Origin of the sequence: Paralteromonas sediminis (assembly GCF_003820355.1) — a bacterium.
In the GTDB taxonomy this organism is placed as follows: domain Bacteria; phylum Pseudomonadota; class Gammaproteobacteria; order Enterobacterales; family Alteromonadaceae; genus Alteromonas_F; species Alteromonas_F sediminis.
Genome location: NZ_RPOK01000004.1, coordinates 39,033 through 62,523 on the forward strand (window position 1 = coordinate 39,033; position 23,491 = coordinate 62,523).

The window sequence follows — 23,491 nt, forward strand, 5'->3', positions numbered from 1 at the left end:
TCTTAATTTAATCCAGGCCGTACCCTAGTGAACGTAACGCACGTTCATCATCGGCCCAACCTGATTTTACTTTAACCCAGAGTTCTAAGAACACGCTTTGTTCAAAAAGTTGTTCCATATCTTTGCGTGCTTCTGTCCCAATTTTTTTCAGGTGCTGACCACCTTTACCAATGATCATACGCTTTTGGCTCTCGCGTTCAACGAGTATGAGACCATTAATGCGGTAAGTACCGTTTTCAGCCATCAAGAACTGTTCGATTTCCACTGTCGTTGAATACGGTAGTTCGTCGCCGGTAAAACGCATCAACTTTTCACGAATAATTTCTGCAGCCATGAAACGACTAGACCTGTCAGTAATGTAATCTTCTGGAAAAATAAATTCACAAGGTGGTTGCGACGCATTGATTAAATCTCTGAGCGCATCAACACGCTTACCACTCTTTGCACAAACGGGAAATAAATCACTGAATTTATGTTGGTCTGATAACCAGGTAAGATGCTCCATCAGCGCCTGATCATTTTCAACTTTGTCGATCTTATTGATTACCAACACACAAGGTAAGCCACTTTGTTTCACTTTGCTCAGCACATGCGCGTCATCGTCGGTCCAACGTGTTCCTTCAACCACGAATAAGACCTTATTCACCTCGGCCAGCGAACTACTTGCGGCGCGATTCATCAGTCTGTTTATCGCTTTCTTTTCTTCCTGATGAAGTCCGGGAGTATCAATATAAACCGTTTGAACCTTATCTTCGGTATCAATACCGACAATTCGATGTCTCGTAGTTTGCGGCTTACGAGACGTAATGCTCACTTTTTGTCCCACTAGACGATTGAGTAACGTTGATTTGCCTACATTGGGTCGGCCCACTATTGCGACAAAGCCACAGCGTGTTTCAGGTAATGTATTGTCAGACATCGTTAAGGCTTCCCAACATAGCATTAGCTGCCTCTTGTTCAGCGCGTCGTCGACTGTTTGCGCTGCCTCTGGTAGACAGGGATTGATTGGCAATACGACACTCAACGATAAAAGTTTGAGCGTGGTCTTTACCCGTGATTGAGATGACTTCATAGTGCGGCAAAGGCTGCTTGCGCGCCTGCAGCCATTCTTGAAGCTGTGTTTTACTATCCTTTGGATGCGCTTTTGGATTTAGTTTGTTTACTCTGTCTTCAAACAGTCGATGAATAACAGCTTTTACAACGTCCAGACCCGCTTCATAATAAATGGCGCCCAAAACGGCCTCCACCGCATCTGCAAGTATGGAAGCCCTTCTGTGACCGCCACTTTTTTTCTCACCAGACCCCAACCGAATATAGTTACCTAAGTCCAGCGCGCTGCCTATTTCCGCCAAGGTTTCACCTTTCACCAAGGTTGCTCTCATACGAGTAAGGTTGCCTTCAGGAACAGCACTAAATTGCAAATACAGTTTTTCGGCAATTACCATACCCAGTACTGCGTCACCAAGAAACTCTAACCGCTCGTTGTGCATTTTGTCAGCGCTGCGATGCGTCAGTGCCTGAATAATAAGCTTTTCATCGACAAACGTGTAACCTAAGGCTTCATAGAGGTCTGCAAAACGAGGCCGAGCCTGCATTAGTCAATACCACCTACACGACTGAAGCGAACTCCCGTAGGTACCCACGCAGGAAGCCAGCTATCCGGTTGCCTTTCAAATTCAAAACTTATCCATATTGCAACGGCTTTGCCGACAAGATTATCATCTGATACAAAGCCCCAAAAACGACTGTCTCTGCTGTTGTCGCGGTTATCCCCTAATACAAAATAATGTCCTTGAGGCACTATCCACTCGTCAATTTGCGTACCTGGCTGAGCGTAAAATGTGGAAGGAGGCTGATCAAAAACAGGGTGTCTGAGAATGTCGTGAGAGACTTTTCCTAACGACTCGGTAAACCGCTGTAAAGGCGCCATATTCTGGACAAATTCGCCGCTGCCCACATAGGTTAATTCAACCGGCGCTATGGGCGCGCATTCTTTTGCTGTCGCTTGGCAATAAGGCTTTATAAAAAGCTGCTTGTTGCGATAAATGACCGTATCACCTGGCAAACCAACAATACGCTTAATATAGTCCAAGTTTTTGTTTTCTGGATACTTAAATACTGCAACGTCACCCCTTTCAGGCTTACCGGTATCCAAAAACTTATAACGGGTTACTGGGTCTTTGAAGCCATAAGCGTACTTTTCAACTAAGATGAAATCACCAACCAGCAGGGTCGGCATCATGGAACCTGAGGGGATCTGGAATGGCTCATACAAGAAAGAGCGCAGAACAAGCACAAAAGCAATAATGGGAAAAATTTGCTGCGCAGTGTCGACGACATAGGGTTTGTGTGGCTCTGCTGTTGGTTCTCCATTTGCATTAGCACCGCCGCTGGCCCATCTGGCTTTGCGTTTTTTCGCAAAGAATAAACTGTCAATTAACCATATGAAGCCTGTTACAAGTGTAAGAATTACCAGTAACAACGAAAAGTAATTTGCCATTATTTACCTACCTTGAGTACAGCGAGGAAGGCATCCTGAGGAAGCTCAACATTGCCCACTTGTTTCATGCGTTTTTTCCCTTCTTTTTGCTTCTGCAAAAGCTTTTTCTTACGGCTAACATCACCACCGTAACATTTTGCTATCACGTTTTTACGAAGCTGTTTTACCGTGCTTCTTGCAATGACATGGTTGCCTATTGCTGCCTGAATAGCAATATCAAACATTTGTCTCGGGATCAGCTCTCTCAATTTATCGACGAGTTCACGTCCGCGATATTGAGAGTTTTCCTTATGAGTGATCACTGCAAGCGCATCCACACGCTCACCATTTATCAAAATATCAACGCGGGCCATATCTGAAGCCTGAAACTTCTTAAAATTATAGTCCAAAGACGCAAAGCCCCGACTGGTCGACTTGAGCCTATCAAAAAAGTCCAAGACTACTTCCGCCATCGGTAACTCGTAGGTTACTGCCACTTGCTTGCCGTGATAGGCCATATTAGTTTGCACACCTCGTTTTTCGACACAAAGCGTGATGACGTTTCCTAAAAACTCCTGAGGAACTAAAATATTCGCTTCAACAATAGGTTCCCTGATTTCGGCGATATCATTGACTGGAGGCAATTTGGAAGGGTTATCAACCTGCACAATCTCACCGCGCGTTGTCTCTACTTCATACACTACTGTGGGAGCAGTAGTAATCAGGTCAAGGTCATACTCTCGCTCAAGCCTTTCTTGAATGATTTCCATGTGCAGCATACCCAGAAAACCAATCCTAAAACCGAATCCCAGTGCGGCAGAACTCTCGGGTTCATAAAATAGAGAGGCATCATTAAGGCTTAACTTGGCAAGCGCGTCGCGAAAATCTTCATAATCATCTGAACTAACCGGAAAAACCCCTGCATAAACTTGAGGTTTCACCTTTTTGAAACCGGGTAAAGCACTATCTGCGGGTTGCCTTGCCAACGTAATGGTATCGCCGACGGGAGCACCGTGAATTTCTTTAATGCCCGCTATGATAAAACCAACTTCACCGGCTTTTAATTCCTTAGTTTCTAATGCTTTTGGTGTGAATACTCCAACTTTATCAACTTGATGTTCAGCACCATTAGACATAATTCTTATTTTGTCTTTTACAGTTAATTTACCTTGCTTAATACGAACAAGGGATACCACGCCTTGATAGTTATCAAACCACGAGTCGATGATGAGTGCTTTAAGAGGCGCATCAATTTCCCCTTCTGGTGGCGGAATTTTGTTAACAATTTCTTCTAATACATCTTCAATACCCATACCCGTTTTTGCGGAGCAACGCACCGCTTCGATGGCATCAATACCAACAATGTCCTCAATTTCCTCTGCAACACGTTCGGGCTCAGCCTGAGGCAGGTCAATTTTGTTGAGGATAGGTACAACCTCCATATCCATATCAATCGCCGTGTAGCAATTTGCTAGGGTTTGTGCTTCCACGCCCTGTCCTGCATCAACAACCAAGAGCGCGCCTTCACAAGCAGCTAGGGAGCGTGATACTTCATAAGTAAAATCCACGTGTCCAGGCGTATCAATAAAGTTGAGCTGGTAAGTCTCACCATCGTTGGCCTTATAGTTAAGTGTCACGCTTTGTGCCTTAATCGTGATACCGCGCTCGCGTTCTAGGTCCATGGAATCTAAAACCTGTGCAGCCATTTCTCTGTCACTCAATCCACCACAGTGTTGGATCAAACGATCAGACAGGGTGGATTTACCATGGTCAATGTGTGCGATGATACTAAAATTGCGAATGTGCTTATGTTGCATAGGTTCGGTGATACCTGATAACTGAATTCAATTGATACGGTGCGTATTGCGAGCGCGGATTTTACCGATTTATTGCAAAAATTGCTAACTTCACAGCTTTCGCAGAATGACAGGGTGGAAACGTCCTTTATCGAGCCGTTTAATTTTATTCGACACCCAGCTAAAACCCAAAACCGTGGGTACCAAGGTGAGAACGAATAATAGCAACTCATGCACACTATCACCGAATAATGATGCCAACGCTAAACTTGAACAAACAAACAGTAACAATGGCACAAAATACAACCACCACGATGCAACAAGTACACTTTTTTCCTGTATACCGATAATCACTTGATCGCCAACATGCACCACTACAGGCGTATGTAAAGTAAGATGTTGGGCGCGATGGCTAAACGCCCTAGCAATTGCCCCTGTGCCGCAATCAGACTGAGTCTGGCAAGAAGAGCACGTGCTTTTCACCTGGGCCTCAACTGTGACTTCATCGCCTTCGACGTTTACGACTACCGCTGATTCTTCGATCATGCTATCGCGAGACAACTAAAGAACGAGCAATATTGTTGGCCGTTTCTGGTGGAATTTCCCCGATAACCGTTACCTGAACATTGCCGTTGGTTAAGCTTAAAAAAGTATTCAATTTGTGTCGCAGCAATACATCTTGATTGAGGGATTGATTTGCGGGCTCTACATAAACAGAGACATCAACTAAACCATCACTAAACAGTCTGTAGTCAACTAACTGCCCTGAAATTGCCAATCGACGCGTATCTTGCTTTACTTCTTTCATCCCAACCGGCACGTAGGACACTGCCCACTTGTGTTCACCGAGTTGCGTGGGCGGCAAGGCCATTACTTTAGGCAATGCAGACTGATTCACTCGCTGAAAGTAAGGATGGGGTTGCTCACTGAAAGAAAACGACGACACCTGAATCTGTTCCAGCACATTACCCTGCTTATCAAGCATATTCATCTTGAGCAGCATCGCGGTCTCTTCATCTAGCCAAACTTGATAGGCATAACGGGTATTATCCTGGCTCACAACCCGTATTTGCTGAGCAGGACGACCTGACACCCGCGAGCGACCTACCAAAACAAATTCATAGGCACCATACAGAGACTCTGGCGCATTCAACAACGCGGTAGGAATAGGGCCGTTAATGTTGTTGCCGTAAACGCTGTAAGGAGGCTGATCAGGTTCAAACACACTGATTTGCTGATTTACCCGAATAAATTCTCTACCAGGTCCATTTTGCAGGTTAAGCTGCTCCATGTCAGTACCATCAGGTAATACGCTGTGTCGCCATAAGTACGGTACAGCTTCATGCCCAACTCTTGACAGCACAAAAGAAACTTCATAGTTGCTTTCTGAAACGACAGTTTTGAGCCTGCTTAACCAATCTTTTGCTGTGAGTTTCTTTGTTGTCGTAGGAGACTGTTCGGGTGTATCAGGGGATTGTAAGGCAACCACGCCTAGAGAGGTGGTTGCCAAAACGAAAAGCAATAGGAGTTTACCCATCATTTACTGGACTGGTGATTCTTGATTTTCCTGATTTTTTTTATCGGAATCAGACTTCAATTTAACTTGTTGCTCGTGATCGGCAATCAGTGCATTTATGTGTCGACGGGTTTCAAGCACTTCAGCTCTGGACTGAGTTGGCAGCGCTCTTGTTTGTTCAAGACTTACCGGCGCTAACCCACCCTGAGGCCCGGCCGCTGGCGGAGCCGTCACAAAAGGCTTTGACTCCGGAGGTTGATTGAACGTTTGGAACCCAATGATGACAGCTGCAGCAACACTTGCCGCGACCGCAAACTGACCTGACTGTTTTGCAAATGGCACCACCTTATTGCTGAGACGGCCGATTACAGGTATACGCGCAAACCGCTTATTAGGCGCTAGTACAGTCGGCTCTCTTTCGATGGCATCGGCAATTTGCGCACTGATATCCATGTATTGACCCGCAGGCATTTCCTTGCGCATGGTACTTCGGATAAGGTGGTAGCGTTGCCATTTCTCCCGTAACTGATCGTCGTGGCTTAATGCATCTAAGACTTTGTCTTCATGAATTTCACCATCGACCAGCGCTGAGAGGTTTTCATGCTGCTCTGTCATAACACTTGTGTTCCTATTGCCTAATCGGCTATTAAATACGTTTCTATGACTATCACTATCCTAAAAGGTTCTGTGACAAGATCAATTATTTTTCTAAAAGTGGTTGAATAACTTTATCGATCGCTTCCCTGGCCCGGAATATTCTTGACCTCACGGTTCCTACCGGACATGTCATAACAGCTGCAATTTCTTCATAACTCAGCCCTTCTATTTCTCTTAGTGTAATTGCCATTCGCAAGTCATCGGGCAATTTCTCAACCACGTTAAAAAGTACTTCACTGATTTCGTCAGACAATAAACTTGCCTCGGGTGTGCTTTGCTCTTTAAGCGCATCACTACCTTCATAATAATCCGCTTCTTGCGCATCAACATCACTGGATGGTGGCTTTCGACCTTGCGAAACCAAGTAGTTTTTTGCACTGTTGACCGCTATCCGGTATAGCCAGGTGTAAAATGCACTGTCACCGCGAAAGTTCGGTAATGCTCGATAAGCCTTTATAAAAGCTTCCTGCGTTACGTCAGCAACATCACCTGAATGCTTTACATATCGACTCACTAAGTGCATTACTTTGTGCTGATAGCGGGTAACCAGCAAATTAAATGCGTTTTTGTCGCCTTTTTGGACCCTTTCGACCAGTTGTTGGTCGCTGTACTGCTCGCTCATTCGAGCCCTTTCCTCATCATTCTAACTTAGCCAGGTGAAACCCATGGAAGTTCCCATAGACGCATTTTTTGGCAATTAGTTTCACTTTTTTGCCATCTTTGAGTCCAATCAGTAAACTTGCGAGACTAAGAACCGTTAATAGCTGTCAAAATACATGAAATCGCCTTTTGCTTCATCCCCTTCTTGCTCGACCGCCCCAATTGAGCACACTACGGATGCACTTATCATTGGTAGCGGCGCAGCTGGTCTCAGTTTGGCGTTAAAGCTTGCTGACCATTGTAATGTCATTGTTTTGAGTAAAAGTGACCGCAACGAAGGTTCCACGCGTTATGCCCAAGGCGGTATTGCGGCTGTATTTGACGAGAAAGACTCCATAGAAGCCCATGTACAGGATACCTTAAAAGCAGGTGCAGGTTTGTGTGAAGAAGAGACTGTGCGCTTTACCGCTGAAAGGGGCAAACGCTGTTTGGAGTGGCTAATAAAGTTTGGTGTACCTTTTGACACAGAACAAAACGATGACGGTTCAACAAAATATCATCTGACACGAGAAGGTGGGCACAGCCACAGACGAATCCTGCATGCAGCTGATGCTACTGGCGAGGCCTTGCAGATTACGCTCAATGATGCTGTCGCTGCGCATCCAAACATCCATTTCTTTGAGAGATACAACGCTATCGATCTGATAGCGAGTAAATCTCGTCCTGGATATTGTAATGGTGCCTATGTATGGAATCGAAATAGGGAGCACGTTGAGGTCATAAAATGTCGTTACATTGCCCTGGCAAGCGGGGGGGCCAGTAAAGTCTACCAATATACCTCGAACCCTGATGTTTCGAGTGGCGATGGTGTAGCCATGGCCTGGCGAGCAGGATGCAGAGTAGCAAACATGGAGTTTAATCAGTTTCACCCCACTTGTTTGTATCACCCCCAAGCACGTAACTTTCTTATTACTGAAGCCCTGCGCGGCGAGGGTGCCTATTTGTGCCACGAAGACGGCACAAGATTTATGCAAAAGTTTGACGAACGGGGCGATCTCGCGCCTAGAGATGTTGTGGCCAGAGCCATAGATTTTGAAATGAAAAGGCTGGGGGCGGATTGTATGTATTTAAATATCAGCCATAAACCTGCCGACTTTATCGTAAAGCATTTCCCTAACATTTATCGAAGATGCCGCAGCCTGGGCATAGATATCACCCGAGATCCTATTCCAGTTGTGCCAGCCGCTCACTATAGCTGTGGTGGTGTCATGACCGACTTTAACGCAAAAACAGATTTGGAAAATGTTTATGCTATTGGGGAAGTCGCCTACACAGGCCTACATGGTGCAAATCGCATGGCCTCTAACTCACTACTTGAATGCGTGGTCTTTGCTCATGCGGCAGCTGGGCATATTATTGCGTCACTCCCTAACTCTTCTGCCCCGGGTGAGGTTGCTCCTTGGGACGAAAGTCAAGTCAGTAACTCTGATGAGGAAGTCATCATTCAACACAACTGGCATGAGCTAAGACTGTTTATGTGGGACTATGTTGGTATTGTTCGAACCAATAAACGCTTGGAGAGGGCATTAAGGCGTATTCAGTTACTATCGCAGGAAATTCAGGAGTATTACGCACACTTCAAGGTAAGCAACAACTTGCTAGAACTAAGAAACTTAGTGACCGTAGCCGAACTTATAGTGAAATGTGCCATGCAACGCAAGGAAAGCAGAGGACTGCATTATAACCTTGATTACCCTGATATGTCCGCAAACCCGACGCCATCGATTCTTATACCAGAAAAATCAAAGTCCTCGGTGAAGCCTGGCAGCCTCTCCACGGTAATATTGGATGACTAAGTAATTTTCTTCAGCATCGAGTGTTTGAGACATAAAAATCAGCCTGTCCATCCTGAGCGGTCCCGATTGAACCTTGACCATCGAAGGCAGTAATATCGCTTTGAAAAAATCGCATTTTACTACGATAGGCTCATCGGGATGGCGAAAGTCCAACATCTCTTCTTCAATGGATAAGCCACATGCCATGCTAAACATTCCATGTGCGATAGCCCGCTTAAACCCAAACAACTTAGCGCTGATTGCGCTTAAGTGAATAGGATTATAGTCACCGGATATGCTGGCGTAATGTCTTCCGGCATTGGTGCTAAAGTGTTTGTCTTTAAGCGTCCTTCTTGGCTTCTTTTCATTATCATCAATCAAGGGTAGATGTTCACAGGCTGGAAGATATTCACTTTGGAACTTCGCTCTTCGTTCCAGATAGGTGCCAATAGCTTCATAAACACATTTTCCACCTTGCCCTGCTGTCACAACCACCTCAAACGCAACCCCTTTTTTATGAGAGTACACCTTGCCAAACGCTACTTTTAACGAAAACGGCTGCCCTTGTACTAGAGAAGGCTGCTGTGTAATTTGGTTGTGTATATGCACTAAGCCTAGCGCCTTAAACGGAGACGATTTATGCATAATGAGCGCAAATTGCATGGGCAGCGATGCCATTTGTAAGTAACAAGGGTGTGTAAATACACTTGGCCAGTCTGTGGCTAATTCATATCGCTGATAGTTAGCGTAATCGACCTTGAAATAGGGATCATCAACGCTTACGGAGGCCATTTTTTTTAAAACGTCAGGCGTTAACTCTCTCCGACGTTTAAATAGTGCTCTCGCGAACAAATAGGGGATAGTAGTCATGTATTATACACCCGTTAAAAATGTGTACTTAGCGTACGAATAATGCGGCTCAATCGTCGAAATGAACGGTCGGACACGCTCCCCTTTAAAATCCACATGCCACTTGACACTTTTGTGGCTGGATGCTCGATGCTGAGATAGAGTACCCACGGTGACACTTTGCTTCGCCCGGGTATTAAAACACTCGCTTCAAAAGGTGCGTCAGACCGACGCATTACCTTCCCTTTATTGTCAATACTAAAGCGATCACTTACAGTCAGGTTTTGCGTAAATCGACGTCCAAAAAGGAGCCCAAATACAATGCTGCCACATACAACAAAAGCGATTGCCTGTTGCAGTTTGCCCATGAAGGATAGCGGTAGTAAGAGTACGATAAAAGCGCATAACAGTCCGTCATAAACGCTTTTTGGTAATGCCCTGACAACGACGCTATACACGCACGCGATTAACGACTTTTGCAACCATATCAGCTAGTGCGCTATCGTCACACTGCTGATGCCCCATCATCCAGGCATAAAGATCAGGATCATCGCACGTCAATAGGCGCTCAAAGGTTTCTTGCTCTTCAAATGAGAGGTCATCGAAAGCTTGTTCCACAAAGGGCAGAAGCAGTACATCTAATTCAAGCATGCCACGTCTGCATGCCCATTTTAACCGCGCTAATCGTTTTGCTGAAAACATAGTTCCACACAATCTATTTATTTTTCTGGATGATAACACGCCACTGCCAATATGCTAATGACACAAAGGTACAGGTGTGTGGATTGATTTTTACGAACTGCCCCCCACAATAAAGAGCTAAATACAATTATCAGTGAGACCAGCCATGCAAACAGTTAACGCGTTAAACGATCTTCCGAACAATGCAATATTGTCGCTTTCGTCTTTGGCTATCCTTGAAATATCCGGTGTGGATGCAAAGACGTTTCTACAGGGTCAACTGACTATTGATGTTCAATCCCTGTCATCAGAGCAGGCCAGAATAGGCGCCCAGTGCGACCCAAAAGGAAAAATGGTTGGCTTAGGTCATATTGTGCAAGTTGGTGAATCTGTGTGGTTTATTCAACATGAAGAGGGGATCGAGTCCAGTTTATCGCAATTCACAAAATACGGTGTTTTTGCCAAAGCAGAATGTCATCGTGCTGATGGGTGGCAGGGCTTTCTATTTGTCGGTGATGACGCGATTGAGCAAGCCAAGTCTATGGAAGTTGTTTATTCGACCCCGCACTTTGAGAATGCGATCTTTGGATGGACAACGCAGACAAAACCTTCTTTCTCAGAGACAGTACCTGTGTATGACGGAAAGGTATTTGATGCCTATACCATTGCTAACGGTATTCCTCTCCTTCGGCAAAATATGGCGGGAGAATGGGTGCCTCAAATGACCAATATTCAGGCGCTAAATGGCATCGATTTTGATAAGGGGTGCTATCTCGGTCAGGAAACGGTCGCTCGAACTCGGTACTTAGGCAAAAATAAGCGCCAGTGCTACATAGTAAAAAGTCAGCCCCTTCACCAAGATCTTAGCAAACCTGGCACCCCAGTGGAAATGCGCATGGGGGAAAACTGGCGAAAGTCTGGTACAATCATTTATTCGGCCTGTCTCGCGAACGAAGCCTGGTCACTATGTGTTATGCCAAACGATTTAACACCTGACGCAGAATTGCGAATACAACCTAATTTTGACCTCTCTATCGTCGCGCTCCCCTATGACATTGCGCAAGAGGCGTCTTTAATCAAAAAGCGAAGGTAAAATGATCAAAGCCAACGATGTAATTTCTCTGCATTATTCAGTCTACACTCATGACGGTGTGCAATTAGACTCATCCAGAGAAAGCGAGCCTTTACTCGTTCTTCTAGGCAGCCGCTTTCTAATTGAAGGCCTTGAAGAAGCCTTGATTGGAAAAAGTGAGGGAGACACTTTTACGGTTAAAGTTGAAGCAGAAAAAGCCTATGGGTTGCGTCATGAAAATTTAGTGCAATCGGTACCCAAAACTATGTTTGAGGGTATAGATGTTGAAGTAGGCATGAGCTTTCGAGCCACAACAGACGATGGCGAGCAATCTGTCATCGTTATAGAAGTTGAAGATGACCAGGTGGTTGTCGACGGCAACCACCCGTTGAGCGGCATGGACCTAACGTTTGACGTTGAAATACTGTCTGTCAGAGCGCCCACAGCGGAAGAGCTTGAACACGGTCATCCCCACGGTGAAAAAGGCGATCACAGCTGCGGCTAGTGCATATATTAGATAGCTTCCTCGTCATGCTCACCGGTGCGGATGCGAGTAGCACTTAGTACATCCAGGACGAAAATTTTCCCATCGCCGATTTTGCCTGTTTTTGCAGCATTGGCGATGGCCTCAACCGCGATATCAACTCTGTCATCAGGAACCACAAGCTCTATTTTTACTTTGGGCAAAAAGTCGACCTGATATTCTGCACCGCGATAAAGCTCAGTGTGGCCTTTTTGACGTCCAAAGCCTTTAACCTCTGTAATCGTCATACCTGAAATGCCAGCACTACTTAGAGCTTCGCGCACATCGTCTGTTTTAAAAGGTTTAATTACTGCTTCTATTTTTTTCATACGGCCTCATCATCATACACTGTCGGTATAGGAACGCGTTTGTGTTGTGTTTTGTTGAATATTTCTACCAATCTTTGGTCTACATGAGCGGCAACGTGTCGCCCTTCGAGAAAATCATCAATTTCATCATAAGATAAACCCAGCGCTTGTTCATCTGTCTTTTGTGGTGACAGTGACTCCAAGTCGGCCGTTGGTGCTTTAGCGATGATATGTGGTGGCGCGCCGAGAAAAGCTGCTACAGCCCTGACTTGACGCTTATTAAGACCAAATAGAGGCACCAAATCGCAGGCTCCATCACCGTATTTGGTATAGAATCCAGTAATGTTTTCCGCTGAGTGATCAGTTCCCAACACCAGCCCATCTGTCAAGCCCGCAATTTGGTATTGGATCACCATGCGCGTGCGGGCTTTTACGTTACCTTTAACAAAATCACATTTGCTTTCGTTGTCAGGCACTAGTCCAACGGTTTCCAACGCTGTTATTGTTGCCATATCAATGGCATCCGCCCCTGGCTTTACATTGACAGAAACAGACTTACTCGGCTGGATAAAATGAATGGCATCTTGCGCATCGCTTTCGTCAGCTTGCTTATCGTAGGGTAGTCTCACGGCGATAAATTGGTAACTTCCACTGGTCTCCTCGCTGGCATTGAGTTCATCAACAGCCACCTGTGCCAAACGCCCAAGTGTACAAGAATCGACACCCCCACTGATCCCCAAAACGAGGGTTTTTAAACCGGATAACTTAAGTTGATTTTTGATAAAGCTAACTCGCCTTTCGACCTCATATGCCGCGTCTATTTCTGGTAACACGCGCATTTCTTCGATTATGGCTTGTTTATGCATAAATAACTGCCCCTGTTCGACCTTGTATTGATAGCATGTAAAGAGTACTCTAATGATGATGACAGCGCATTTTTCGTACAGGTAAGAAAATTCAGACCCTCGTACACTGATCGATACGTATTATCTGCAATATTTGGCCTAGAATACAGCATGATGAAAAAGTTTATTCAAATAAAACGGATTTCGGTTGGAGCGACACTTTTAGAGCTTCTTATCGGGTTAGCGATTGTGGCGATATTGCTTACAGCAGTCGGCCCCAACGTGCAGTCTATTCTCATTTCCAACCGTATCACTGCTGATGTCAACGGTTTAAGCAGTCTCATGCGATTTGCTAAACATACTGCCGTGAATGAACAAAGAGTTGTCACCGTGTGCTCAACGAGCAATTTCACCTCCTGTTCGGGAAACTGGAACAATGGTAAAATGGTGTTTATTGATGGCAACGGCAACGGTCAGCGCGATGCTGATGAAGCGCTATTAGCCAGTGGTGACCCCACCTCCAAAAACAATACCCTTAGTGGCACCAATCAGGCATTTAGCTTTGCGCCTGATGGCAGTGCGGATGAAGCCCTTACCCTTACTTACTGCCCTTCAACAGGCGAGGCCAAATACGCACGCGCCCTGCTTGTAACATTGTATGGGAAAATCAGCATCAGTGTTGACTCCAACGGTGACGGGATCGCAGAAAATGCTTCTGGCTCAGCACTAAGCTGCTAATTACCAGCATTCCTGCGGCGTTTTGTTGAGCAAGTGGTCAATTTTTATCACATTGCATTGAAGCGTTTTCACACTCTCCCCTTTCGCAGTCGCAACAAATTCAAAAGCCACTCCACTATGCTCACTCATTGTGATGGTGTGATATTTCAAATCGGGTAAGTTTAATTCTTGCAGCTTGGCATATTTGCCATGAAGCATCTGATAATGCTGTTGTTGCATGTGCAAATCAAGCAGACTAGCTTGCGTGAGTTTGAGATGGGCCTGACCATTGATGTGACGATAACTCGGTAGCGCAATGGCACTAAGTATGCCCACAATAGCCACGGTAACCATTAGCTCAATCACGCTAAAGCCCGCTCTGTTTCTAACCTGTTCCATGGTACGTTTTTTCCCTTTCAGTACTTGTTATTTGTACGTCTAATCGTATAGATTTTTTGCGTGGCGTCACTGTGAAACGTCAAAAACTGACCATTATCTGCCAGGGAGATCGGCAACTATGAAAAAGCGTTTAGGGATAACACTGATTGAATTGTTGCTTGTACTAGCATTATTAAGCCTTATGATGTTGTTAAGTGGCCCAGGTCTCAGTCACTTGCGTAATGTACTGACACATAAAGCTTCTGCGAATGCAGTAGAGCATTTTCTAAACCAGGCAAGAACCCTTTCAATGTCAAACGGCAAACCGGTTACGGTCGTGCTAGAACCTCAGACGTGGTGTTTAGGCGCTACAGTGGACCCATCATGCTCGTGTCTGCCACCTTCTGATTGTTTGATCAATAACACCCCATACGTTATCAATAAAAAATATGATTCGGCTATTACAATGAGCAGCTCGACGCTGATAAAGGGAGACCGAATTCTATTTGACTCACCATTAGGTACCGCATATGGCTTTAACGGGTCTTTTCTTTTAACCTCACCAGTTGCCACAACACGGACTGTTATTTCAGCATTGGGCAGAACAAGGACATGTCTAGTGAATGGAAACTTAAGTGGGTTTGCTCAATGTTAGTCAACAGAAATGGCTTCACTGTTATCGAGCTAGCCGTGACCATAACCCTTGCTTCCTTGGCGACCACAGCAATGCTTTCGCTACTCTCGAGTGCCGCCTTGCACTTTTACAAGAGCCAGCAATACAGTCGGTTGATTAATGAAGTGCAGCTTATTTCCATGATAATTGACCGTCACGTTCGGTATGCGGGATTCGATGGCAAAGCATTAGCTAAACACACCTTACTAACGTCAACAAAATCACCATTTACTGACCCCATAACACTTGGTATGAAGGATAAAAACGGTGCTTTTTCCTGTGTTGAATTTGTTTATGATCATGATGGCGACGGCATGCTTCCCACAAAAAAATCTAAAGAACATTTTGGTTACCGCCTAAAAGGAGGCAGCATTGAAGTGCCCATGGGCAATGCCACATGTATTGGGGGGACTTGGCAAGACCTCACCGATCCTACATTCATTAATATCGTAAATTTTACGGTTATTAAAAATACCCCTTTATTCAACGCTACGTCCAAGCGCTCTTACCTATCTTTTCATTTAACAGCCCAGCTTACTCACATGCCGGAAGTTGAAATAACGTTTGCCTGGTTAACACCGGTTTGGAATGACAATGTCTAAACAACAGCGAGGCTTTTCGCTCTTAGCGCTTTCATTGGTCATTATTTCGGTAGGACTATTTTTTTGCTCATTGGTAGCAATGCAGGCCTATATGGATAAGCAAAACTATGTGGTAAATCAGCATTATCATGGCGCAACGACAGCGCTCGATAAAAGAATGAAAGAACAACTTGCAAAATTATTTATCGACAAAGCAACCGTAACCGCTACAGAGGAAGCGGCAGTACCGTATACCTATCTATCGGCGGTGGAATACGAACCGCTATCGGCTCATCTCTATGAAGGAGTATATAGAGTAAAAGCTTCCGTCAGAAAAACCAAAAGCTTGAACACATGGTTATCACAAGAGGTGCTCGTTGGACGTTTTAAATTTGCAGATAAATTGCTTTTGGCATCTGTAACGCACCTGAATAACGATGACTTGCATCAGGTATTACTGCACAAATTATCACTCACCTATGATCTGCAATCCTACCTTGTGAAGTTTGCTGACTCGACGTTTGAAAGTTGCAATACGTTCCCAAAAGATGTTCATGGTATCGTTGTTATCAAAGGCGATTGTTCACTAAATAATGTCAAGCTAGGCAAAAATAACAGGCCACTCTTTTTAATAATCATAGACGGTGACCTTAAGTTCGGGAGTAACACGCATTTTATTGGGCTAGTACTTCACTTATGTTTTAACGGTGAGCCACACGTGATATCAAGTGACTCACAATATGCATTACAAGGTGCACTTGCCACCTCATGTAATACTCAAGTCGGCACTGCGCTAGTAAAACCAGAACCGAACATTGTAAAAATGTTACATGACCATCCCGACAATCAAAAATTGGAAATAATTACAGGATCATGGAAATTCAATTGAGAAAGGGCTTCTCATTAATCGAACTTATGTTGGCGACGACTTTGATTCTACTTTTTACATTAGCGCTGGTATCTGTGTATAAACAGTACACGAGACTAATTGGTGTTCAACGCACTTTTTTAATGCAAGAAAGCCTGTATCAGGAACTAGAAAGTGTTATCAATACGTCCCCCAACTGGTTTCCAGAGTCAGCAGAGTACGCTGAAAAAAAGTGGAGTTTTACCAAGGCAAACCCAGAAGCAGTAACGGTGATAACCAGTTATTCCTACGCCGCTTACATTGATGGAAACGGCGATGGTGTAGATGATACATGGGTAGAAATAACATCAGGTAACATGAAAGGTAACTATCATTACGCCATCAGTACAACTGAAGCTAAGGAGACTGCGTTCAAGACGCCGACCAAGCCATTAACGTCTGTAAGCTGGCAGCATATTAAATTCTCACACTAAGTGATTAGCAGCTCCAACAAAATTCAGACGCTTCAATTGCACCATTATTGTTTTGATCCCATCCTTTTCTACCATCACTATAATAAACAATGATGCCATCACCGGCTTGTGGCGTACCAGATACAGGTGAAGCCGTTATTTCATAGCTCGACCCTGTACCGTTGACCGCAGTGATGCGCAAATCATAGCGACGCTCGGCTTGAGGTTCAGCGGCTGGAGAGTGCCCCGCAAAAGCCGCAGGTTGGCCTGTGTTTGCTCCACCCGCAGCTGCACCACCATATGAAAAGTTCGCATTGTAATGACGCTCCATCGATGCGGCTAATGCCATAAGATCTGACTGAGCAGTACTGCGATAACTGCCTAACATCATCGACTGATAGGAGGGGTAAGCAACCGCCGCGATAATGCCAATAATGGCAACAACGACCATCAACTCAACCAAAGAAAACCCCTTGTCATTACTGAGCATTTAGTCATCTCCCTCAGATTCTGTTCGCCAACTACTGCGTTTCACGCGTTCAAACTCACCATAAATGTTTTCAGCGAGACACTCAAAGGCTGATGTACATGGCTCAGCAACATTGATTGTAGTCGCGGCACACTCAGTACCAAGACAAACAACAGGGTTTGTAGGGTCGGTGATAAATACTCTGGGATCAGGTGGAATACCAGGAAGTTTGAGCTCGACCACCCTGTCATTGGCAGCAAGTGTGTCGTCATTGTTCAAATCATCTACGGCATTGCCGTCAAGGAGATTGACTAAATAGGCACGACTGGTGCCACTGGGCGGCGCACAGCTTCCATCGCTACTCGCCGCAGGAACATACGTAGTGAAGAAGATTTTATAATCAATGATCAGTGGTGAAGATAACACTTTTTCGCCGCTCGTTGTTAAGTGAATCTTCCAACCAGATTTTGTTGCAAATGCGCTGTTTTCAACGCCCTTCTCAGTTTCGTCGGAACTGGTCAGTAGATGCGCCGTTGCATCATAAAGGTCATCTTCCGTAGCCACAGAGGGGAAAGAGTAAGTGCCATCTGACTCGAGTGAGAAAACCGATGCATCTCTGTACATGTAAAACCGGTCGTTTATTACAGTATCTAGGGGTGAAGCTCGCTTACCGCTACCAATTGCCACGGCGTAGTAGAGATCGCTACCAAGTGCCACTTCTGATACATCAGGACCATAATAAAAACGTCGGTTATCTTCTTCGTTGTCGCCACCAAAGTCGGCTATCTTAGCACCCTTAATAAAATCATCGCCCGATTCACCGTTGTAAATATCAAACCTGAATAGCTGACCACCCATATCACCCACATACATGTGATCGATTAGGCCGTCTGCATCTCTGTCTATCGCTGATACTCGTCCGGGGATACCATATTGCATATCGGCAATATTGACATCAGCACCATCGGAGCTTGCGGTCCACAGAAGATCACCTGAATCAGCGTCAAACATATACACAGCATTGCCAAAAGCGTCGGGAGAACGCACAGATTTATCGTCTTGAGCATCGTCGTAACCACCGCCAACAATCATGACATTTTTAACACTGCCGCCCATTTTAACTTTGGTGATAGTGGGCTTTGACCACGTTTGTCCTAAGCGTTCCAGTCCTTCAGTTCCGCCTTTAATCGAGTAAAGCAACGAAGGAGCCGTTTTGTTACTCACGTCAAACACATAGTAGTTCCTGCCGCCACGGCGCATACCTACATACAAGTATGTCTTGTTACCGACTGTGCGTAGTACTAAGTCACCGTCTAGACCATAAACATGGCTAAAAGTGGATGAATCCTCATAAAACGAAGACAGATTAGGAAGCAAATCTTGTGGAATGATCGCAAAGTTTTCACTTCCCGTTTCAGCATCAATAGAGTGCAAGAAACCTTGGTTTGTAGCCACAAATATTGCAGAGTCTGTCAGACTGTAATCAACAACCGCAGGCTGCGCGTGAATGGGATCACCCATAGCTTGACGGGCGTCGGTGTAGTCACTATCACCATCTTCATCTCTCACATCTATGCCACGCGCCCATTTTAGCACTAGCTCTCGCATCTCTTCTGGTGAACCTGCATCCTGCAAACTCAACATAGCAGCGGTGATGTTAGAATTATCTTCATGTAATTTATTTGAAGACGTGGTTATCGTGCCTGGACTATCAAACACATAAACGTTTCGGCTAGTCGTCAAACGGCTTGCGGCACCGCCTTCTTCCACATTACTGCCATCCTGAAGTACAGACCAATAACTATGCGCTGTGTCCTTAAAAAATCCAGACGCGCTATCTACCGCAGGTTGCCCATTTTTGTCTTTAATTTGAGAACCACCGAGTTTAAATTTCTTCAAGTTTCCTGGCCAAACGGTCCCTTCAGCTGGCTTAAACAAAGCAAAATACAGGTCGTCTCTGTGCGTCAATCGATTTAACTGATTAACTGCTACACCAGGCGAAACGAAAGTGGTATTGACGTCTTTTACTGTTTTGAGTATTGAGTTAAATGCCTCAACAAGATTTTCACTATTATCTGCCGTGTAAAAGCCACCATCACCTTGTACAGCAAGCTTGTTGAGGAAATTGTTTACTTCCGCATTTGCAGCAAACCCAATGGTATGCGTGTAGACTTTTGTTCCAACAACACTTTCTTCGTTATTTGCAAGGTTTCTTACTAATTCGACCCCACAAGCATCGCCTCCTGAGTCTTCACAAGAATCGATACCTAACAAATCCCTGACCAATCCAGCACTGTGATTGTTGTTTGCAGCGCCATCAGATAACAGCACTATATGGTTGTTCGTCTGACACTGAAAATCAGAAATCGGAGAAATATAGGTTGCGCCATCAGGGATATACTCGTTAACGCAGTCACTTGCGCTTAAGTTTGCTTCATCACACCCTGTCGGTCTTACTGAGGGAGAACCAATATAGGACGCAGGGTGAGACACACGTGTGCTTCTTCTTACTGATGAAGGAACATTGCTCGGCCCTCGCTCAAGACCATATAATACATCATTGCCAGCGTAATAATTGGCTGCTTCGTAGAGTGTATCAACGATTGGGGTATAGCCATTCGCAGTGAGCTGATCAACCTGACCAATCAGATAATCTCGAACCGTCAGAGAACTATTAGGTACGGCATTCCCCGTATACTCAACAACTAGCCGCACGGAACCAGAGGGTTTGCCTTTGTAAGAATAAGCGCCTCGGAACCCAACAAAATCAGACATCACAAAGCCCATTGCATTGCCCGGCGTCCACCCTGAGCGATTAACCACACTTTGCACAAGTGTTTTTAATTCAGGCGATGTGTATTCGACGTTTTTACTTTGTTGTGGCATGGACATATTGATTGATGCAGTTTTAGCAATATTACGAATCATAAAGTTTTTATGAGGTTTGAAGTCATCAAAATCATCGAGATTAATCGCGCTTATATTCATTGATGCCGTTTCGTTACCACTACTTCTATAAGGCGTAAATACTAACTTCGCTGTTGATACCTCAGCGCTGTTTGGAATTAGCACGCTATCAAAGCGAATAGCAACATAATCGTTACTGTCATCGTGGAATGTTAACTCACTGCCGGTCGCATCTTTGCCGTTGCTTCTTTCTTCAACATTGTTGTTGTTGGAATTTATTTGATAAACCTCTTTGCGCTTAATACATCCCGTTGCGGTGGTATCGTCATAGCTTACGATAAGTTGTGGAAAGCCCCCTGTTCCTTCATCGGCACTATTGACTCTTTTACTACTCGCTGCAGACGCACCTACACCTTTTAGGATCACATTCAGTGCATTACCACCGCACCAGTCTTCTTGGTCGATGATCTCTTGTATGATAGGAGTTATATCAGGCGTTTTTAACTGCTCACCGCTAATTGGGAAGTCATATTCTGATGTCCATGATACGGATGCAGCGGTTTTAGTGCGTGAAGAAATATCAGAAGCTGAGGTAGTAAAGGCGGTACTATCAGGTTCGAGTTCTCCATAAAAGTCTAAATCTGCATTGGAGATATCTAATTGTGCTGAAGTGAATCGCAAATAAGCACTTTTAACCACTGCACCTTGAGGAATATCGATATCTTCAAATCGATATCCGCTATGCACTGCACTTGTACCTTTTGTCAGCACCACTTCCGTATCAGTGATATTGACCGAGCCATTAATTTCATGGGCATCATTAGCACTCTCTGACGTGGTGTATATCAGCTCTGAATTGTAGGCAATATCAATATTTGCAACCGGGTACAGTATTGGCCCACCGTAGTCCGAAAAACGCATTAGTCCTGCATTGATATTGGTAGTGGTTGACAGTACTTCCGTCAGTGCATTCTGAACCCTCAACATCCTTGATTCAGTGCCACCGTCCTTATTTGTCATACTGCCAGATGTATCCATAATAAAGAGTACATTTGGCGGAAAAATCTTAGCCTCATCATAATTGCCAAGATAGATTTCTAAATCATCACCCCATGCGGTCATAGTGACACAAGAGCTGAGGATTAAGGCGGTAACAAAGCTTAACCGAGAAGATTTCATTGTATATCCTCCGTGTATTACTGACTGGCAGGGGCAAACACCGATGCCGTCATCGTATTAGCTGTAATAGACGATCGTCCGGATACACGCCCGCACCCTCTGATCACAAAAACGTGGCAGTTAATGGAATTACCACCCACTACATTACTCGACCCTCGGCACGCCTGCTCTCTTACAAAAGCAGTGCGAGACCAGCTCTCTGTTGCAGGAATGGTATGATATTTCCCCGCAGCTAAGTGCTGAGTATTTTTATCCAACCCATTTGAGGTCAGGTGACGCGTCGTCCACGCCTCATCATCATGGCATGACATATCTTGAATGGTTGGGTCATATTCATTCCCTTGTCTGGCTTCGGTTAGTGGATCTAAATTGTTTGAAGCAAGTAATAACTCATCCTCTGCTTCGAACATAACACCGGATAAAGCCGCTTCAGCAGCATCAAAAGCCAAACCATTCTGCTGCATTGACACTGCCATCTTTGACTGTAATAAGCTGCTTGATACTGCACTCACACCCAATATCGTCACGGATATCAGTACCAAAAGCGCGAGGACTAAAACTAAACCTTTCTGACGTCTCATGTTGTACTCCGCACAAAATTCTTAACATTACGCAATGTAATGGTTTGTACAAAAACCTGCCCATAGTGCTTTTCGTCAGTTTCTACGTCTTGCTCGTCTAATACCGTATGGGTTTTATCTTCTAATGTTGAAAGCGACCTCGAACTTTGCACTAATACTGCAATGCGCAAGGACACCACATGTTGATCGTTATCGGTAGCTGCAGCTAGCTGATCAGCTGTTATATACTGAACGGCAGAGCCATCACTCAGCGATCGTTGAGTTGTAACACCGTACTGCATCTGAAAACTCACTACGCCGTCCATGAGCGTCACTGCGCCACTGCTTGCGGTGCCGTTGGCGACTCCCCTTAAAACTCTGCCGTTGTATCCTTGGCATTTCAGTTCATCGCCACTGACAAAATAACGATTGACCACATGGAATGAACGACCGGCAGCGACGCCATAGTTACTACCTGTACAATCTTGCTCAGCAAGCAAATTGACGACTATGGAATCACTCGCACCCGCTGCGCCATCTGTAGTAGTAAGCCCTGGCACAGCCACAAACTGATTAAGTAGGGTGACAGGGTGATTCTGAACAAAAGCAGCTTCAGTTACCAAATCAACGCTGGTATCGATATTTCCTGCTAACACGTCATAGTGCCCTGCTTCCAAAAACTCATTGCGCAGTCTATTTAGGATAAACCGTCCACTCTCTTGGACTTCAGCAACGGTCTGATTAAATTCATTGGTAACGCGATTACTGACCATTACTTGAATCACCGCCAAACTCAACACCAATCCCAATGCCAGACTGATCATCAACTCTACGAGTGTGAACCCGTTCAAGAACTTCCTGCTCATAAGGTTACCACCTTTGTAACACAACCAAATGCTTGGTCTGTCTCCTGAACACACCTGTCGTCCGTTACAGCTTCGGCATTTTGTTGAGTGCGAACCGGCCATCGCAATTGTATTTGTATGAAAGAACCAGCCGAACAGGCTATTGCATCGACGGCATCATTGTCCGTGCATGAAAGTGATAATGTAGTTTGTGGATTAGCCTGAACAGCGGCACATGATAACACCCAAGCATCGAATACGGCCATTTCAGCCTGAGAGCATAAGCCACCTTCACAGTCAGGTATTTCGCCAGGAAGTGCCGTGCAGTGACATGCGAACGGGTCATCTCCTACACACCCGCTCAAGTTGTCAAAATTGTAGTTATTGGCGGCGAAATACAGGTCATCAACCACCATACCGTCGCCAACCGTATCCATAAATGCCGCTACGCGGAGCCTTTCGGCAGCTTGTTGAGCGACCATTTCACCTTGGGTTCGGCTTAATGCTTCAGCATTAGTGAAGGAACCCACAAATTGGAGAGAAGCAACACCCAACAAGCCAATCGCCAGCACAAACATGGTAATCAATATTTCTACCATGCCTATACCATTCTTGTTTTTTATACTCGTGTTGTTTATCACTTTTCTACCCAACAATACCCAATCATTACGAAAAAACACTTCGCATAACTAATATACATT

At 45.0% G+C, this 23,491-nt stretch carries 27 protein-coding genes; 8 read left to right on the top strand and 19 right to left on the bottom strand.

Annotated features, from left to right (window positions below; all coding sequences use genetic code 11):
• Positions 1-7: 7 nt before the first annotated feature.
• The 8 genes from era to rpoE form a co-directional block, all read right to left on the bottom strand.
• Positions 8-919 carry a GTPase Era gene (gene era, locus DRW07_RS12275; protein WP_124028231.1) on the bottom strand — a complete coding sequence of 304 codons (912 nt, stop codon included), beginning with the start codon at positions 917-919 and terminating at the stop codon, positions 8-10.
• A complete protein-coding gene (gene rnc / locus DRW07_RS12280) occupies positions 912-1,595 on the bottom strand; it encodes a ribonuclease III (protein ID WP_124028232.1) in 684 nt (227 codons plus the stop codon). The genes era and rnc overlap by 8 nt, the downstream gene beginning before the upstream one ends.
• Positions 1,595-2,500 carry a signal peptidase I gene (gene lepB / locus DRW07_RS12285; protein WP_124028233.1) on the bottom strand — a complete coding sequence of 302 codons (906 nt, stop codon included), beginning with the start codon at positions 2,498-2,500 and terminating at the stop codon, positions 1,595-1,597. Before lepB ends, rnc begins: the two co-directional genes overlap by 1 nt.
• On the bottom strand, positions 2,500-4,296 hold the full coding sequence (gene lepA / locus DRW07_RS12290; protein WP_124028234.1) for a translation elongation factor 4: 1,797 nt from the start codon (positions 4,294-4,296) through the stop codon (positions 2,500-2,502). Before lepA ends, lepB begins: the two co-directional genes overlap by 1 nt.
• A 90-nt stretch (positions 4,297-4,386) precedes the next feature.
• A complete protein-coding gene (locus tag DRW07_RS12295; RefSeq protein ID WP_124028235.1) occupies positions 4,387-4,821 on the bottom strand; it encodes a SoxR reducing system RseC family protein in 435 nt (144 codons plus the stop codon).
• Between the two features lies 1 nt (position 4,822).
• A complete protein-coding gene (locus tag DRW07_RS12300) occupies positions 4,823-5,815 on the bottom strand; it encodes a MucB/RseB C-terminal domain-containing protein (protein ID WP_124028236.1) in 993 nt (330 codons plus the stop codon).
• The gene (locus DRW07_RS12305) at positions 5,816-6,406 is read right to left on the bottom strand and encodes a sigma-E factor negative regulatory protein (protein WP_124028237.1); all 591 of its coding nucleotides are present in this window, start codon (positions 6,404-6,406) and stop codon (positions 5,816-5,818) included. It abuts the gene before it with no gap.
• Between the two features lie 85 nt (positions 6,407-6,491).
• On the bottom strand, positions 6,492-7,070 hold the full coding sequence (rpoE, locus tag DRW07_RS12310) for an RNA polymerase sigma factor RpoE (RefSeq protein ID WP_124028238.1): 579 nt from the start codon (positions 7,068-7,070) through the stop codon (positions 6,492-6,494).
• A gap of 154 nt (positions 7,071-7,224) precedes the next feature.
• Here rpoE and nadB point away from each other — a divergent pair, with 154 nt between their 5' ends.
• On the top strand, positions 7,225-8,904 hold the full coding sequence (gene nadB / locus DRW07_RS12315; protein WP_124028239.1) for an L-aspartate oxidase: 1,680 nt from the start codon (positions 7,225-7,227) through the stop codon (positions 8,902-8,904).
• Here nadB and DRW07_RS12320 read toward each other — a convergent pair.
• The 3 genes from DRW07_RS12320 to DRW07_RS12330 form a co-directional block, all read right to left on the bottom strand.
• Entirely contained in the window at positions 8,851-9,753 is a 903-nt protein-coding gene (locus DRW07_RS12320) for a MaoC/PaaZ C-terminal domain-containing protein (protein WP_124028240.1), read from the bottom strand. The two genes, nadB and DRW07_RS12320, sit on opposite strands and share 54 nt — an antisense overlap.
• Before the next feature lie 14 nt (positions 9,754-9,767).
• A complete protein-coding gene (locus tag DRW07_RS12325) occupies positions 9,768-10,100 on the bottom strand; it encodes a hypothetical protein (RefSeq protein WP_124028241.1) in 333 nt (110 codons plus the stop codon).
• Between the two features lie 82 nt (positions 10,101-10,182).
• Positions 10,183-10,434, bottom strand: a complete 252-nt coding sequence (locus tag DRW07_RS12330) for an FAD assembly factor SdhE (protein WP_124028242.1) — start codon at positions 10,432-10,434, stop codon at positions 10,183-10,185.
• 145 nt (positions 10,435-10,579) lie between these two features.
• Here DRW07_RS12330 and ygfZ point away from each other — a divergent pair, with 145 nt between their 5' ends.
• The gene (ygfZ, locus tag DRW07_RS12335; RefSeq protein ID WP_124028243.1) at positions 10,580-11,506 is read left to right on the top strand and encodes a CAF17-like 4Fe-4S cluster assembly/insertion protein YgfZ; all 927 of its coding nucleotides are present in this window, start codon (positions 10,580-10,582) and stop codon (positions 11,504-11,506) included.
• A 1-nt stretch (position 11,507) separates the two neighbouring features.
• A complete protein-coding gene (locus DRW07_RS12340) occupies positions 11,508-11,990 on the top strand; it encodes an FKBP-type peptidyl-prolyl cis-trans isomerase (RefSeq protein ID WP_124028244.1) in 483 nt (160 codons plus the stop codon).
• An 8-nt stretch (positions 11,991-11,998) separates the two neighbouring features.
• Here the strand turns inward: DRW07_RS12340 and DRW07_RS12345 are convergent, their stop codons facing one another.
• Both DRW07_RS12345 and nadE read right to left on the bottom strand, forming a co-directional pair.
• Positions 11,999-12,337 carry a P-II family nitrogen regulator gene (locus DRW07_RS12345; protein ID WP_124028245.1) on the bottom strand — a complete coding sequence of 113 codons (339 nt, stop codon included), beginning with the start codon at positions 12,335-12,337 and terminating at the stop codon, positions 11,999-12,001.
• Positions 12,334-13,182 (bottom strand): ammonia-dependent NAD(+) synthetase, encoded by an 849-nt coding sequence (gene nadE, locus DRW07_RS12350; RefSeq protein ID WP_124028246.1) that lies wholly within the window; start codon positions 13,180-13,182, stop codon positions 12,334-12,336. Before nadE ends, DRW07_RS12345 begins: the two co-directional genes overlap by 4 nt.
• A 150-nt stretch (positions 13,183-13,332) precedes the next feature.
• On the opposite strand from nadE, the gene DRW07_RS12355 reads away from it, so the two are divergent.
• Complete coding sequence (locus DRW07_RS12355) at positions 13,333-13,899, top strand: GspH/FimT family pseudopilin (protein WP_240630619.1); 567 nt, start codon at positions 13,333-13,335, stop codon at positions 13,897-13,899.
• Here the strand turns inward: DRW07_RS12355 and DRW07_RS12360 are convergent, their stop codons facing one another.
• Complete coding sequence (locus tag DRW07_RS12360) at positions 13,900-14,277, bottom strand: type IV pilin protein (RefSeq protein WP_124028247.1); 378 nt, start codon at positions 14,275-14,277, stop codon at positions 13,900-13,902.
• Positions 14,278-14,395: 118 nt separating this feature from the next.
• On the opposite strand from DRW07_RS12360, the gene DRW07_RS12365 reads away from it, so the two are divergent.
• From DRW07_RS12365 to DRW07_RS12380, 4 genes are read left to right on the top strand one after another with little or no spacing between them, the layout of a single operon-like run.
• Entirely contained in the window at positions 14,396-14,911 is a 516-nt protein-coding gene (locus DRW07_RS12365) for a prepilin-type N-terminal cleavage/methylation domain-containing protein (protein ID WP_124028248.1), read from the top strand.
• Complete coding sequence (locus tag DRW07_RS12370) at positions 14,905-15,531, top strand: hypothetical protein (RefSeq protein ID WP_124028249.1); 627 nt, start codon at positions 14,905-14,907, stop codon at positions 15,529-15,531. Before DRW07_RS12365 ends, DRW07_RS12370 begins: the two co-directional genes overlap by 7 nt.
• Positions 15,524-16,399, top strand: a complete 876-nt coding sequence (locus DRW07_RS12375; RefSeq protein ID WP_124028250.1) for a type IV pilus modification PilV family protein — start codon at positions 15,524-15,526, stop codon at positions 16,397-16,399. The genes DRW07_RS12370 and DRW07_RS12375 overlap by 8 nt, the downstream gene beginning before the upstream one ends.
• Positions 16,384-16,851, top strand: coding sequence for a PilW family protein (locus tag DRW07_RS12380; protein WP_124028251.1), 468 nt, complete (start codon positions 16,384-16,386; stop codon positions 16,849-16,851). The genes DRW07_RS12375 and DRW07_RS12380 overlap by 16 nt, the downstream gene beginning before the upstream one ends.
• A gap of 4 nt (positions 16,852-16,855) precedes the next feature.
• On the opposite strand, the gene DRW07_RS12385 is transcribed toward DRW07_RS12380, so the two are convergent.
• Genes DRW07_RS12385 through DRW07_RS12405 form a run of 5 tightly spaced genes read right to left on the bottom strand, consistent with a single transcriptional unit; the run spans position 16,856 to position 23,389 of the window.
• On the bottom strand, positions 16,856-17,320 hold the full coding sequence (locus DRW07_RS12385) for a type IV pilin protein (protein ID WP_124028252.1): 465 nt from the start codon (positions 17,318-17,320) through the stop codon (positions 16,856-16,858).
• The gene (locus DRW07_RS12390) at positions 17,321-21,385 is read right to left on the bottom strand and encodes a PilC/PilY family type IV pilus protein (RefSeq protein WP_124028253.1); all 4,065 of its coding nucleotides are present in this window, start codon (positions 21,383-21,385) and stop codon (positions 17,321-17,323) included.
• A gap of 17 nt (positions 21,386-21,402) precedes the next feature.
• Positions 21,403-21,966, bottom strand: coding sequence for a pilus assembly PilX family protein (locus DRW07_RS12395; protein ID WP_124028254.1), 564 nt, complete (start codon positions 21,964-21,966; stop codon positions 21,403-21,405).
• On the bottom strand, positions 21,963-22,811 hold the full coding sequence (locus DRW07_RS12400; RefSeq protein ID WP_124028255.1) for a PilW family protein: 849 nt from the start codon (positions 22,809-22,811) through the stop codon (positions 21,963-21,965). The genes DRW07_RS12395 and DRW07_RS12400 overlap by 4 nt, the downstream gene beginning before the upstream one ends.
• Positions 22,808-23,389: a type IV pilus modification PilV family protein gene (locus DRW07_RS12405; protein ID WP_124028256.1), complete on the bottom strand. Its 582-nt coding sequence runs from the start codon at positions 23,387-23,389 to the stop codon at positions 22,808-22,810. Before DRW07_RS12405 ends, DRW07_RS12400 begins: the two co-directional genes overlap by 4 nt.
• Between the last annotated feature and the right edge of the window lie 102 nt (positions 23,390-23,491).